Origin of the sequence: Streptomyces sp. NPDC020917 (assembly GCF_044333795.1) — a bacterium.
Taxonomy (GTDB): Bacteria; Actinomycetota; Actinomycetes; order Streptomycetales; family Streptomycetaceae; genus Actinacidiphila.
Window position 1 is genome coordinate 360,109 of record NZ_JBIRRR010000002.1, and the last position, 13,947, is coordinate 374,055.

9 protein-coding genes are annotated in these 13,947 nt (G+C 75.3%); 5 read left to right on the plus strand and 4 right to left on the minus strand.

What is annotated here, in order from left to right; translation table 11 throughout:
- Positions 1-216: 216 nt before the first annotated feature.
- Together ACH4TG_RS05575 and ACH4TG_RS05580 are read right to left on the minus strand one after the other, a co-directional pair.
- On the minus strand, positions 217-1,179 hold the full coding sequence (locus ACH4TG_RS05575) for an NAD-dependent epimerase/dehydratase family protein (RefSeq protein WP_398240854.1): 963 nt from the start codon (positions 1,177-1,179) through the stop codon (positions 217-219).
- 172 nt (positions 1,180-1,351) lie between these two features.
- Entirely contained in the window at positions 1,352-2,263 is a 912-nt protein-coding gene (locus ACH4TG_RS05580) for an LAETG motif-containing sortase-dependent surface protein (RefSeq protein ID WP_398240855.1), read from the minus strand.
- A 545-nt stretch (positions 2,264-2,808) separates the two neighbouring features.
- Here ACH4TG_RS05580 and ACH4TG_RS05585 point away from each other — a divergent pair.
- From ACH4TG_RS05585 to ACH4TG_RS05605, 5 genes are all read left to right on the plus strand, one after another.
- Positions 2,809-3,114, plus strand: coding sequence for a hypothetical protein (locus ACH4TG_RS05585; RefSeq protein WP_398240856.1), 306 nt, complete (start codon positions 2,809-2,811; stop codon positions 3,112-3,114).
- Positions 3,115-3,244: 130 nt separating this feature from the next.
- Positions 3,245-4,330, plus strand: coding sequence for a ribokinase (locus ACH4TG_RS05590; protein WP_398240857.1), 1,086 nt, complete (start codon positions 3,245-3,247; stop codon positions 4,328-4,330).
- A gap of 59 nt (positions 4,331-4,389) precedes the next feature.
- The gene (locus tag ACH4TG_RS05595; protein ID WP_398240858.1) at positions 4,390-5,247 is read left to right on the plus strand and encodes a DUF1906 domain-containing protein; all 858 of its coding nucleotides are present in this window, start codon (positions 4,390-4,392) and stop codon (positions 5,245-5,247) included.
- A 290-nt stretch (positions 5,248-5,537) separates the two neighbouring features.
- The gene (locus ACH4TG_RS05600) at positions 5,538-6,062 is read left to right on the plus strand and encodes a SigE family RNA polymerase sigma factor (protein WP_398240859.1); all 525 of its coding nucleotides are present in this window, start codon (positions 5,538-5,540) and stop codon (positions 6,060-6,062) included.
- A 130-nt stretch (positions 6,063-6,192) separates the two neighbouring features.
- Entirely contained in the window at positions 6,193-7,857 is a 1,665-nt protein-coding gene (locus ACH4TG_RS05605; RefSeq protein WP_398240860.1) for a long-chain fatty acid--CoA ligase, read from the plus strand.
- 109 nt (positions 7,858-7,966) lie between these two features.
- Here the strand turns inward: ACH4TG_RS05605 and ACH4TG_RS05610 are convergent, their stop codons facing one another.
- Both ACH4TG_RS05610 and ACH4TG_RS05615 read right to left on the minus strand, forming a co-directional pair.
- A complete protein-coding gene (locus ACH4TG_RS05610; RefSeq protein ID WP_398240861.1) occupies positions 7,967-9,391 on the minus strand; it encodes a PLP-dependent aminotransferase family protein in 1,425 nt (474 codons plus the stop codon).
- 792 nt (positions 9,392-10,183) lie between these two features.
- Positions 10,184-13,912, minus strand: coding sequence for a PAS domain-containing protein (locus tag ACH4TG_RS05615; RefSeq protein WP_398240862.1), 3,729 nt, complete (start codon positions 13,910-13,912; stop codon positions 10,184-10,186).
- Between the last annotated feature and the right edge of the window lie 35 nt (positions 13,913-13,947).

The window sequence follows — 13,947 nt, forward strand, 5'->3', positions numbered from 1 at the left end:
TTCACCCCCACCGGCCCGGCAGCCGCCGGCGCGACCGGAGGGGACGGTCCGGGAGTGTCCCCGCAGGAACTGTGCACACTCCCGGGGAACCCGGCGGGCAGGCCGCACGCACAGTTCCGAGGAGATACTCCCGGGGCGGCCCCGACCCACCACGAGAGACGTCCACCTGACGGACGAGTTCAACGGGTGGGCGGGTGGGAGGAGAAAGGACGAGGGTCAGCGACGGACGGCGCGGTCCAGGAGAGCCCGCTCCTGGGCCGGGGTGAACCCCGAGGGAAGGTCCGGCTCGCCCCGGGACCTGTCCCAGGCGAGCACATCGGCCGCGGTCACGGCAAGAGGCGTCGCGCCGAGCCCAACCCCCCGCGCCCGCAAAGCACTTCGCTGCTGCGACGTCCAGTCCGCCCGCACCAGCGGAAACAGGGGCGGAAGTTCGTCCGCCGGCACCTCGACCGGCACCACCTCCACCCGCGCCCCCGCAACCTCCGCGCAGGTCGCGATCAGCCCGCCGAGCGTCACCGGCTCCGCCGGCCCCACCGCCTGGAACGCGCCCGCGCGGTCGTCGGCCGTCAACTGGACGACCAGGCGGGCCAGATCGCGCGCGTCGACGACCTGAACGGGCTGCGCGGGGTCCGCGGGCAGGGCGATCGTGCCGCCCTGGGCGGCCCTGCGCACCCAGTAGGTGAAGCTGCCGGACGGGTCGTGCGGGCCGACGACCTTGCCGGGCCGCACGAGCGTCGCGCGGCTGCCGTAGCGGGCCAGCACGTCGTCCTCGCAGGCGACCTTGAACGGGCCGTAGGTGTCGCCGTCGAGGACCTCGGTGTCGCGGACCGGCGTGCGGCGCGGCGCGTCCTCGTCGGATCCGGGGGCCGCGCCGGGGCGGTAGACGGCGTGGCTGGAGACGAACAGGTAGCGGCCGACGCGGTCGCGCAGGACGTCCATGGACTGGCGGACGTGCCGCGGCAGGTAGCCGCTGACGTCCACCACGGCGTCCCAACTGCCGCTCTCCAGCGCGGAGTAGTCGCCGGTGCCGCGGTCGCCGATGCGCCGCGGCACGCCGGGGAACAGTTCCGGGCCGGTCAGGCCGCGCCCGAACAGGGTGACGTCGGTGCCGCGGGCGAGGGCCTCTTCCACGATGGCGCGTCCCACGAAGGACGTTCCGCCGAGTACCAGGATGCGCATGACGGGCCAGCCTACGACCTGTCCGGCCGGGTCCGGCCCTTTCCGGCCTGCTTCGCGCCGGTGCGCGACACGGCGACGGCCGCCCCCCGCCGGATGCGGGGAGCGGCCGTGCCGTCGTGCGACGGGTGCCGGGTTCAGCCGGTCACGTCAGCCTTGCGGGTGCGTCGCTGGTTCAGTGCGCGCGGGAGTGGCGGCGGCGGGTGAAGAACACCGCGGCGCCACCGGCGAGCAGCAGCACGGCGCCGCCGGCCGCGAAGGTGGCGGTCTGCGTGCCGTTGCCACCGGTCTCGGCCAGGTTGCCGCTGGAGTCGGCGGGCGGCACCGACGGGGTGCCGGTGGGCGGGGCGGTGCTGCCGGCGGACGGGCTCGGCGAGCTGCTGTCACCCACGGCCGGGGCGCTGGTGGTAGGCGACCCGCTCGGCGACGGCGTGTCCGTGCTCGGGCTGGTCGACGGCGTGTCGGTGCTCGGGCTCGTCGACGGGGTGTCCGTGCTGGGCGAGGTGCTCGGCGTCGTCGGGGAGGTGGTCTCGTCCGACGGGGACGGCGAGGGCGACTGCTGGCACTCCTGGCCGCCGTTCCAGGCGGTGATCAGGTTGGTCGGCGTCGCGGAGTCCGGGTAGTGCGGCAGCGCGGCGGAGTCCGACGAGCCGTCGTACTTGGTGTTGTTGCCGTACAGGTCGATCTGGCCGAAGCACTCCGGGGCCCACTGGCTCACGTCGAGCGTGGCCTCGGGGCTCTTCTTGCTCAGCGTGGTGGTGGCGAAGCCGAGGAAGGCCTGGGTGCCGGAGTTCTCCCACTTGGGGCCCTCGGCGCTGTAGGAGGCGAGCGACACGTTGTACGTGCACCCGTCGCCGATGCGCTCGGTGTCCGTGAGCCGGACCTTCACGACGGTGGGGACCTTGTCGCCGTCCATGCGGCCGTCGTGGGTCCAGGTCTGGCCGTCGTCGATCGAGTGCTCGATCCCCGCTCGGTCGCACTTGCCGCCGTGGGCCTGGGCCACGCCGGTGCCCGCCATGGTGATGGCGGCGGTGAAGGAGCCCACGCCGACTGCGACGCCTATGGCTCGTCTGGTGATTGCACGCACTGGGTTCTGCTCCCTGAATGCTGGTCGGGCAGCCAGGTGCCGGCACTCGGACCGGTGAACTCCGTGCTCTCCGCGCGGATTGCGGAGGCGGGCGCGGAAGGGGCACCGCCCGGGGCCTGCGAGGCGTCTCGATGCCGAAAGATGATGGTCCGGCCAACGGGGGCCGGAGCGACCGAGTATGCCGTGCGCGCGTCGCCGGTGTACAGGCGGGGAGGGGAAGTTCGCCGCATTCCGCCGGAATATGCGGCACGGTGAATTCCGGTGGTTCCAGGGCCCGGTGGGCGGGGCGCGCGGCCCGGACCTGGGGCGCGGTGCGCCGGGCGGGCGCGCTCCGGTGGCGCCGGGCCGGCGCGAATGCCCCCGTGAGCGTCACTTCAGGGGTTTATCGACACATCGGTCACGCGTGCGGGCGAAAAGGATCATGCGGGCGCGTTCCGGCGCGCTGACGTGGGCAGTTCTGGCTGTGGCGACGCCGAAGAGAAGCGGTGGAGCGGTCGGCCGGCCGCCCGCCGCACAGCGAAGAAATGTCCCTGGGAGGGAACACCATGGCACGCATCCGTACCGTCCGAGTCCTGGCCGCAGTTGCGGCACTGCCCGTCGCGGCGGTGCTGTTCGCCGGTACCGCCGCGGCCGACGACGGCGCTTTCGCGGGTGGCCACTCGAACGCGACGGTGGTGAGCAACTCCGGCGGCAACGTCGGCGGCGGCAACTTCGGCAACGTGACGACGACCCAGCAGGCGGCCACCGGAGCAGGCGCCTCGAACCAGAACAACACGGCGAGCGTGGCCGGATCCGGCTTCACCGCCATCCATCAGGACAACGTCAGCATCCACTTCACCCGGCTGTGGTGACAGGGCTCCGGTGACGCGGTCCCGCTGACGCGCCGTCCGGAGAAGGGAGATAGACGCGCGGCGGCACTGGGGTGCCGCCGCGCGTCGCCGGTCGCGGGAGGATGGAGGTGTGCCGAGTGCGGGAAGCGGAATGACGTTGCTGGTGGTCGGATCGGCCAACGCCGACCTGGTGGTCGGCGTGCCGCGGCACCCGGGACCGGGGGAGACGGTGCTCGGGGACACGGACCTGGCGGTCCATCCGGGCGGCAAGGGGGCCAACCAGGCGGTGGCCGCGGCCCGGCTCGGCGCGCGCGTCGGGTTCTGCGGGAAGGTCGGCCGGGACGCGCACGGCGAGCTGATCGCCGCGGCGCTGCGGGACGCGGGGGTGGACACCTCGGCGCTGTCGGCGGCGGCCGGCGTGCCGACGGGCGTCGCCCTGGTCACGGTCGCCTCCGGCGGCGAGAACAGCATCGTGGTCGCGCCCGGCGCCAATGCCCGGCTGACCGCCGCCGAGGTGGAGTCCGCGGTCACCGCGCGGGTGCGGGTGGTGTCGGCGCAGTGCGAGGTGCCGCTGGCGGCGGTGCGGGCCGCGGCCCGCCGTGCACCGCGCTTCGTTCTCAACGCCTCTCCGGCGGAGGCCCTGGCGGGCGCCCCCGAGGCGGCCGAAGTGCTGGCCCACGCCGACCCGTTGGTGGTCAACGAGCACGAGATGCGGGTGCTGCTGGCGGCGTCCGCCGAAGGGCCGGGCGCGGGGGACCGCGCGCCCTCGGGGGAGGGTGCCGGCCCGGTGCGGGAGGCCGGTGCGCGAGACGATCCGGGTGCGGGTGCGGGTGCGGGTGCGGGTGCGGGTGCGGGTGCGGGTGCCGGTGGCGGCGACGGCGACGGCGACGGCGAGGACGCTGCCGTGCCGGAGGACCTGCTGCGGCTGGGCGTGCGCTCGGCGGTGGTCACGCTCGGGCCGGCGGGCGCGGTGGTCGTCGGCGCGGACGGCGTCAGCACGCTGGTGCCGGCCCCCGCGGTGGAGGCCGTCGACACCACGGGCGCGGGTGACGCGTTCACCGGCGCGCTGGCGTGGCGGCTGGCCGAGGGCGACACCCTGGCCGGCGCGGTCGGCTGGGCGGTGCGGGCCGGTGCCGCCGCGGTGCAGGAGCCCGGCGCCCATCTGTCGTCCACAGCCTGTGGAAAACTTCTCGCACCGCCGACCTGGCGTAGGGGACGTCCAGGCAGGGCGTTCTGACGGAGCAGTGGCGGCGTGTCTGCGCGGCCAGCGGGGTGTGCGCATCGTTGACTCACCAAATGACCGAAAAGAAGACATTCGCCCGTTATCTGCTTGCCGGGGCGCTCACGCTGACCGGTCTGCTCACCCCCGCGCTCGCCCCGCCGTCGGCGGCCGCGGCGGTCCCGGGGCACCACCACCCGAGGACGGCGGCGGCCCGCATCTTCCAGGGCGACGGCTTCGACACCTGCCAGGCCCCGGACCTCGCGACCATGGACGCCTGGCGGGCCCACTCCAGCTACCGGGCGGCCGGCATCTACTTCGGCGGCCGGGCCCGCGCCTGCAGCTCCCAGCGCAACCTCACCCCTGACTGGGTGCGGCAGACCACCGACGCGGGCTGGAACCTGCTGCCCATCTACGTCGGGTCGCAGGCCCCCTGCGTCGAGGGCAGCAACAAGAACCCCTTCCAGATCGACGGCTCCGCGCCCTCCTCCCAGGGCACCAGCGAGGGCCGGGACGCGGTCGCCGCCGCGCAGGCGCTCGGAATCCAGCCGGGCAGCCCGCTGTACCTCGACATGGAGGCGTACGACATCGGCGACTCCGCCTGCAAGGCCACCACCCTGGCCTACGTCCAGGCCTGGGACCGGCAGGTGCACGCGGAGGGGTACGTCACCGGCTTCTACAGCAGCGCGGACTCCGGCGTGCAGCACATGGACGAGGCCCGCGCGGCCGGCAAGGGCGACCTGCCCGACGTGCTCTGGTACGGCCGCTGGGGGGTGACCCCCGATGTCACGTCGGACCCGGCGATCTCCGACACGGCCTGGACCCCCCACGCCCGCATCCACCAGTACGACGGCAGCGTCACCGAGTCCCACGGCGGCATGAGCCTCAACGTGGACCGCAACCTGGTCGACGCACCGGTCGCCGTCGTCGGCTGACACCGGCCGCGGACCGCGGGACCCCCAGGGGCCGTCCTGCGGACCGCGGGACGGCCCCCGGGGTGCGCTTCCGCACCCCGGGGGCCGTCTTCCCGGCCGTCCCCGGGCCTCCCCGGGCAGCGTGGGGGCGTCCCCAGGGGTGGTCCCCCAGGTGGATCCCCTCAGGGACGTACACCCCCGGGTCCCCCCTCGGAAGGTGGGGAAGACCCCCGGCCTACGACCTGAGGGTGACCTCGCTTCGGCACTTGCGGCCGATCCGCCGCCCCCGGGAGTGCTCCTAGCGTGGAGCCATGACCACGCCTGTGTGCACCAGCGCCAACGCCACCCAGTTCACGGACTACGTCCGCACCAAGGGGCAGACGCTGCTGCGCACCGCCCGCTCCCTGACCCCCAACCCCGCAGACGCCGAGGACCTGCTGCAGACGGCGCTGACCAAGACGTACCTGGCCTGGGACCGGATCGACGACCACCGCGCCGTCGACGGTTACGTGCGCAGGACCCTGGTCAACACCCGCACGTCGCAGTGGCGCAAGCGCAAGGTCGACGAGTTCACCACCGACGAGCTGCCCGAGCCGCAGGCCCCCGGCCAGCCGGACCCGGTCGAGCAGCAGGCCCAGCGGGACGCCCTGCTGCGGGCCATAGCCCGGCTCCCCCCGCGCCAGCGGGCCATGGTCGTGCTGCGCTACTACGAGGACATGAGCGAGGTGCAGACCGCCGAGGCGCTCGGCGTCTCGGTCGGCACCGTGAAGAGCGCGGTGTCGCGGGCCCTCGGCAAGCTGCGTGACGATCCGGAACTGGAGCTGTGCGTGGCGTGACCCGCGCAGGCCGCTGGCCCCGCGCCGCCGGATCGAGACGGGACGAATTGGGCGCGAGGTAGTGACATACCACGCGGTATGCCAGCAGAATCGCGGGCAACCGACCCCGCCGTCGTTGCCGGAGGCCCGCGTGCTGAGCACCATGCAGGATGTCCCCCTGACCGTGACCCGTATCCTCGTGCACGGCTCGCTGGTGCACGGCAAATCCACGGTCACCACGTGGACCGGGGACGGCGCACCGCGGCGCCGCACGTTCCGCGAGATCGGCGTGCGCGCGATCCAGCTCGCCCACGCGCTCGGCGACGAGCTCGGCATCGGCCGCGGCGACCGCGTCGCCACCCTGATGTGGAACAACGCGGAGCACATGGAGGCGTACCTCGCCATCCCGTCGATGGGCGCCGTGCTGCACACCCTGAACCTGCGGCTGCCCGCCGACCAGCTCGTCTGGATCGTCAACCACGCCGCCGACCGCGTCGTCCTCGTCAACGGCACCCTGCTGCCGCTGCTCGCGCCCCTGCTGCCGCAGCTCCGGTCCGTGGAGCACCTGGTCGTCGTCGGCCCCGGCGACACCTCCGTGCTCGACGCCGTCCCCGCCGAGAACCGGCCCCAGGTCCACGCCTACGAGGAGCTGATCGCCGGCCGCCCGACCCGCTACGACTGGCCGGAGCTGGACGAGCTGGAGGCCGCGGCCATGTGCTACACCTCCGGCACCACCGGCGACCCCAAGGGCGTGGTGTACTCCCACCGCTCGGTCTACCTGCACTCCCTGCAGGTCAACGCGGCCGAGTCGATGGGCCTGACCTCGCACGACACCTCGCTGCCGGTCGTCCCGATGTTCCACGTCAACGCCTGGGGCATCCCGCACGCCGCCTTCATGTCGGGCATCAACCTGCTGATGCCCGACCGGTTCCTGCAGCCGGCGCCGCTCGCCGAGATGATCGAGAGCGAGCGCCCCACCCACGCCGCCGCCGTCCCCACCATCTGGCAGGGGCTGCTCGCCGAACTCACCGCCAAGCCGCGCGACGTGACGTCCCTCAAGCAGGTCACCATCGGCGGCTCGGCCTGCCCGCCGTCCCTGATGAAGGCGTTCGACGAGCAGCTGGGCGTCCGCCTGGTCCAGGCGTGGGGCATGACCGAGACGTCCCCGCTGGGCACCGTCGCCCATCCGCCGGCCGGTGCCGAGGGCGAGGAGGAGTGGGCCCACCGGATCACCCAGGGCCGCTTCCCCGCCTCGGTCGAGGCCCGGCTGATCGGCCCCGACGGCTCGGTGATGCCGTGGGACAACCGGTCTGCCGGTGAGCTGGAGGTGCGCGGGCCGTGGATCGCCGCCGCGTACTTCGGGGGCGCGGGCGAGGAACCGCTGCGTCCCGAGGACAAGTTCAGCCCCGACGGCTGGCTGCGTACCGGCGACGTCGGCGTGATCTCCGAGGACGGCTACCTGACCCTCACCGACCGCGCCAAGGACGTCATCAAGTCCGGCGGTGAGTGGATCTCCTCGGTCGACCTGGAGAACCACATCATGGCCCACCCCGACGTCGCCGAGGCCGCGGTCGTCGCCGTCCCCGACGAGCGCTGGGGCGAACGCCCGCTCGCCACCGTCGTCCTGCGCGAGGGCGCCACCGCCGACTACGCCGCGCTGCGCGCGTTCCTGGAGGCCCGGGTCGCCCACTGGCAGGTCCCCGAGCGGTGGGCCGTGGTGCCGGCGGTCCCCAAGACGAGCGTCGGCAAGTTCGACAAGAAGGTGCTCCGCAGGTCCTACGCGGACGGAGAACTGGACGTCACGCAACTGTCGTGAGCCGCGCCGCCCGTGGATCCGCGCGGATCCGTTCGGTACGGCCCGCCCGCGGGTGAGCGGGTGAGCGGGTGAGCGGGTCGGCGGGCGAGCGGGTGAGCGGGCGAGCGGGTCAGCGGGTCAGCGGGTCGGCGGGTCGGCGGGTGGCCTGGGCCAGGGCGCGGCACAGGACGTCGAGGGTGGCGGTGAAGGCGTGGTCGGGCGGCGCGGCGTAGCCGACGACCACGCCGTCCGGGGCGGCGCCCGCCGCCGACGGATGGCGGAACGCCGACAGCGGGTCGAGTGCCAGTCCGGCACGGCCCGCCGCCGCCAGCACCGCTGCCTCCGTGCCCGGCGGCAGCCGCAGCACCGCGTGCAGCCCGGCCGCGACCCCCGCCACCTCGACGTGCGGCACCCGGGCGGCGAGCGCCGCCGCCAGCTGGTCGCGGCGCCTCCGGTAGCGCTGCCGCATCCCCCGCAGATGCCGGTCGTAGCCGCCGGACTCCACGAACTCCGCGAGTGTCAGCTGGTCGAGCGCGCTGAGCGTCTGCTCGCGCGCGCCCTTCGCCTCGACCACCGGCTCCACCATGTGCGCGGGCAACGCCATCCAGCCCATCCGCAGCGCCGGCGTCAGGCTCTTGCTCGCCGAGCCGACGTACACCACCCGCTCCGGGTCCAGGCCCTGCAGCGCCCCGACCGGCTGCCGGTCGAACCGGAACTCCCCGTCGTAGTCGTCCTCCAGCACCAGCCCGTCCGCGTGCCGCGCCCACTCCACCGCCGCCGCGCGCCGCGAAGGGTGCAGCGGCACGCCCGTCGGGAACTGGTGGGCCGGCGTCAGCAGCACGCTGCGGGCCCGCGTCCCGGGCAGCGCGGCGGTGTCCGCGCCGTCCACGTCGACGGGGACCGGGACGGTCCGCAGGCCCGCGAGGTCCAGGATCCCGCGGTGGTGCGCCAGGCCGTACTCCTCGACGGCCATCGGCCGCCCCCGCCGCACCTGCGGCAGCCCGGCCAGCAGCCGCAGCCCGCCCGCGAAACCGGAGCACACCACGATGCGCTCGGGCGAGGCGCGTACACCCCTGGCCCGCGCCAGATATCCGGCCAGTGCCTCGCGCAGCTCCCTGCGGCCCCGCGGATCGCCCGGCCCGAACGCGTCGTTGGGCGCGGCGGTCAGGGCGCGGCGGGCCGCCGCGAGCCAGGCGCTGCGCGGGAACGAGCCGGTGTGCGGCTGTCCCTGCCGCAGGTCGTACGCGGGCCGGGCGGCGGGGGCGGTGGGCGGTTCGGCCGCCGGCGGGGGCGCGGCGCGGTCCGCCACGCGCGTGCCCGACCCCTGACGGGCGGTCAGCCAGCCCTCGGCGACGAGTTCGGCGTACGCCTCGGCGACGGTGTTCCGGGCGAGGCCGAGGTCTGCGGCGAGCGAGCGGTACGGGGGCAGGGTGGTGCCCGGTGCGAGGCGCCCGCTGCTGACCGCTTCGCGCAGGGCCGCGGTCAGGGCGGCGCGGCGGCCGCCGGGCCCGCCCAACTCCACATGCAGGTCGCGCCCGAGTCCACCGCCCTCCACGACCCGCACCTTACCCCCCGCCCCAGGGTGCGCCTCCGACCATTCCTGCCCCGCCCTCCGTGGCCGCCCCCGGCTCCCGGGCTGCCTCGCGCTGCGCGTGGCCGTCTGCTGGTCTCGTTCTGGCTGCTCCGCATCCGGGTTGCCCTCGGCTTCCGGGCTGCCCCGGGGGTGCTTTGCCGCCTGCCGCGCCGTCGTGGCTTGTCGCGCAGTTCCCCGCGCCCCTGGCGGTGCACCTTCGGTGGGTGGGGTCGGGGCCGCCACGGGAGTATCTCCTCGGAACTGTGCGTGCGGCTCTTCCCGAATGGGTGCCCAGGCAGATGCACAGTTCCTGCGGGGACACTCCCGCACCGTCCCCTCCCAGCCCGGCCCCCGTCTGCGGGAAGAAATTGGGCCGGGCTCCCCTACCCATCGGGCGCACCCGAAGGGGCGCGGGGTCCCCCAGCGCTTCGCCTGGGAGGTGCCCCCTGCGCGACCGGCCACGACGCACCGGGCACCCGGCAACGCGGGCCCGGGGGCACCCCGACCCCCGCCCCGGAGGGGCGATGCTCCAGGAGCGCGGGGAACTCCGCGCCCAGCCACGACGCACGTCGCAGACGGCAATGACGCCCAAGGGGCAGCCCAGATCCCGTAGGGGCGCGGGGTCCCCCAGCGCTTCGCCTGGGAGGTACCCCCAGCGCGAGAAGACACGGCGGACCGTTGGACGGGGACGGAGGCCAGGGGGCGGCCCGGGAGGCCGGGCGGGGCACCGTGGGGGAGGAGGGCGAGCCAGTTCGGGGCGGGCTCACGCAGTGCCTAGGCTCCGATCTTGCCCAGAAGATCCACGATCCTCGCCTGGACATCCGTGCTGGTCGACCGTTCCGCGAGGAAGAGGACGGTCTCGCCTGACGCGAGTCGCGGAAGCTCGGCCGGGTCGATGTCGGCCGAGGTGTAGACGACCAGGGGCGTCCGCTCGAGGCGCGCATGGCCGCGGAGCCAGTCGACGATCCCCTGCCGGCGCCGCCGGATCAGCATCAGGTCCATGACCACCAGGTTGGGGTGGACCTGCGCGGCCTGCGTCATCGCGTCGGCCTCGGAGTCTGCGTGGGTGACGTGCATCCCGCGCCGCTCCAGCGTCGCCGCGAAGGCCTGCGCGATCGGGTCGTGGCTCTCCACCAGCAGGACCCGCGGCGGGTGCTGCTCGCTGTCGCGCGGCGCCAGCGCCTTGAGCAGGACCGCGGGGTCCGCCCCGTACGCCGCCTCGCGGGTGGCCTGGCCGAGCCCCGCCGTCACCAGGACGGGCACGTCCGCGGCGGCCGCCGCCTGCCGCAGCGACTGCAGCGCGGTCCGCGTGATGGGCCCGGTCAGCGGGTCCACGAACAGCGCGGCCGGCGGCTCCGCCACCTGCGCGTCGACCTCCTCGCGGGACCGCACGATCACCGGCCGGTAGCCGCGGTCGGTCAGCGCCTGCCGGGTCGACACGTCGGGCTCCGGCCACACCAGCAGGCGGCGCGGCTCGTCGAGCGGCACGTCGTGCCGGTCGTCCGCGGCGTCGGCCACATCGGTGACGTCCACCGCGCCGTTCGGGCCGTCCAGCGGCTCGGGCCCCTCGGCGGCACCGGCCGCGGGCGCGCCGATCGCGTACGAGCGGCCGCCCTCCACCGGCACGGGCGGCACGGCGGGCACCATCGGCACCGGGGGCGTCGGCGGCCCGGACGGCACGGGCCGCAGCAGCGCGGTCTCCCGGTCGTCGTCCCTGGGCGCCTCGGGCTTGCGAACGGGCAGTTGGCCGCTGTCGGGGTCGGCCGCCGGGTGCTGCCGTGCCTGCGTCTCGCCGCCGGGACCGGGCACCTGGCTCGGTACGTGCGGCAGGATCGACGCCTGGCTCGGCTGCTCGGGGCCGAGCCTGCGCCGCCGCCCGGAACCGGCGGGGCCGGTGGGCGGCTGGGTGCGCGGGTCGACGCCGTAGGGCACGCCCTGACCGAGGGTGCGCACGCTGATGGCGGCACGCCCCTGGCCGTGCGCCTGGGGGCCCGGCGCCGGCTCCTGCGACTGCGCGGGCTGCTGCGCCTGCGGGGGCTCCAACTGCGGTGCCTGCCGCGGCGGCTGGATCTGCTGCGGCGGCTGCGGCGCGGCCGGCCACGCCGGCGCCGCGGGGAGCGCGGGCCGGTTCGGATCGGGCGCCGGCCAGCCGGCCTCGGCCGGAGGCGCCGCCGGCGACACGGTCGGCGGCGCGGGCTGCTCGGGCTGGACCTGCTGCCGGGCCTGCGCGGACGGATCCCCGTGGTGCTGCCCCTGCGGCGGCACGTGCCGGCCCTGCGGAGGGACGGGCTGTCCCTGCGGCGGTACGAGCGGCCCCTGTTCGGGCCCGGCGTCCTGGCCGGCAGGCGGGAGCGCGTTCGGGATGGGCCGCGCGGGCAGCTCGTAACGGCCCTCGGCGCCGTGCGGCGGCTGCTCGGCCGCGGCGCGGCGCGCCCGCCGGCCGGTGGGCTGCGGCTGGTGCTGCTCGGCCGACGGCTGCGCGGGGGTGCCGCGTTCGCCGCTGTGGCCCCCGGTGTGGTCCTCGACCGGGCCGCCGCCCTGCGCAGGGCCGCTGCCGTCGTTGCCGTCGCGGCCGATCGGGCGCCGCAGCGCGCGGCGCCGCCCGGTCGGGGCCTCATTCTGGTCGGCGGCTGCCGGGATCGCCCAGGGGGCGGCGGTGCCGTCGGCGGGGTTGCGCGGCTGCTGCGACCGCAGTTCCACCTCGGCGCCGGAACCGGAACCGCCCGAAGGCGAACCGGCGCCCGGGCCAGATTCGTTCGCCTGACCCGTTCCCGTTCCCGTTCCGGGTGTCCGGGGACCGGCCGCCGCGCCGTCGCGTCCCGGCTGCCGCTCCTTGCCGCGGTGGGCGGCCGTCTCGCCGTCCGCGCGCTGCTCGGCCCCTGAACGGTCCGACGCCTCCGGCGTCCCGGTGCCGACCGTCACGTCCTTCGCCGGCCGGCCGTGCGCGCCGCCGCTCCGCTGCCGCGGTGCCTTGCCACCGCCCTGGGAGGCCGGACCGGAGCCGGTGCTCGCGGCCTCCGCGGCCGCGTCGTCGTCGGACGTGCCGTCGTCGGTGCCCACCGGCACCTCCAGCACGTACGCGCTGCCCTGCCCGGGCACCTCGTGCGTCTGCAGCACGCCGCCGTGCAGCTCCACGATCCCGCGGGCCAGCGGCAGATGGACCGGGTCGCCGCCGGCGCTGGGCCCGCGCACGTCGATGCGGACGACGTCGCCGCGCCGCGCCGCCGCGACCACGATCGTCGAGTCGCCGCCGTGGGCGATCGCGTTGCCGGCCGAGTCCACGCCCGTCACGTCGGCGATCAGGTGCGCCAGCGCCTTGGCCATCCGCTCGCCGTCCACCGACACCTGGACCGCCGGCGCGTGCACCGCGTACTGCGCCCGGCCGGGGCCGATCAGCTCGACGGCGCCCTCGACGGCCGCGCCCACCAGGTCGTCGAGGCCGACCGGCTCCCGCCGCAGCTTGTCCTCGCCGCGGTCCAGGCGCTGGAAGGCCAGCACGTTGTCGATGAGGGTGGTGATCCGGGCGTAGCCGGCGGACAGGTGGTGCAGGATCTGGTTGGCCTCGGGCCACAGCTGCCCGGCCGGGTCGGCGGCAAGCCCCGTCAGCTCGCCGCGCAGTTCGGCCAGCGGCCCGCGCAGCGAGGTGTCCAGCAGCGCCTGCAGCTGGCCCGCGCGCGCGGCCAGGGTGTCGTACTGCGAGCGGTCGGTGAACGTCATCACCGCGCCGACCAGCTGGTCGCCGTCGCGCACCGGCGCCGTCGTCAGGTCGACCGGCACCGGCCGGCCGTCCTTGCGCCACAGCACCTGGCCGCGGACCCGGTGCTTGCGGCCGGACCGCAGCGTGTCGGCGAGCGGCGTCTCCTCGTAGGCCAGCGGTGAGCCGTCCGGGCGGGAGTGGTGGACCAGCGGGTGGAGTTCCTTGCCGCCCAGGTCGGTGGCCCGGTGGCCGAGGATCTGCGCCGCAGACGGGTTGACCAGCACGACCTTGCCGGCCGTGTCGACGCCCACGACGCCCTCGGCCGCGGCCCGCAGGATCATCTCGGTCTGCCGCTGCTGGCGCGCCAGTTCGGCTTCGGTGTCGACGGTCCCCGACAGGTCGCGGACGACCAGCATCAGCAGCTCGTCGCCGGTGTAGTGCGGGAGGCTGCCGCCGGTCTCGGCGTACGGGGTGCGGCCGTCCTCCAGGCTCGCGCTGGTGACCTGGGCCGGGAAGTCGCTGCCGTCGGTGCGGCGGGCGGTCATCCGGGTCGGCTTGGTCCTGGTGTCCTCCTGCGCCTCGCGCGGGGAGCGCATCGAGCCGGGGATCCGCTTGGGGTCGAAGGAGGGCAGCAGGTCGAGCAGCCCCCGCCCCACCAGCGCCGTACCCGGCGTCTCGAACGTCTCCAGCGCGATCGCGTTGGCGTTGACCACGGTGCCGTTGGCGTTGACGATCAGCAGCGCGTCGGGGAGGGCGTCGAGTATCGATGCGAGGCGAGCAGCGCCTCTTGATGGCCTGCTGCTCACGAGACGCGTCCTCCTTGTAACCGCATGTGCTGCAA

Coding starts and splice junctions, on each gene's coding strand:
- ACH4TG_RS05575 (WP_398240854.1), bottom strand. CDS start 1,179: ATGCGCATCCTGGTACTCGGCGGAACGTCCTTCGTGGGACGCGCCATC.
- ACH4TG_RS05585 (WP_398240856.1), top strand. CDS start 2,809: ATGGCACGCATCCGTACCGTCCGAGTCCTGGCCGCAGTTGCGGCACTG.
- ACH4TG_RS05590 (WP_398240857.1), top strand. CDS start 3,245: ATGACGTTGCTGGTGGTCGGATCGGCCAACGCCGACCTGGTGGTCGGC.
- ACH4TG_RS05595 (WP_398240858.1), top strand. CDS start 4,390: ATGACCGAAAAGAAGACATTCGCCCGTTATCTGCTTGCCGGGGCGCTC.
- ACH4TG_RS05600 (WP_398240859.1), top strand. CDS start 5,538: ATGACCACGCCTGTGTGCACCAGCGCCAACGCCACCCAGTTCACGGAC.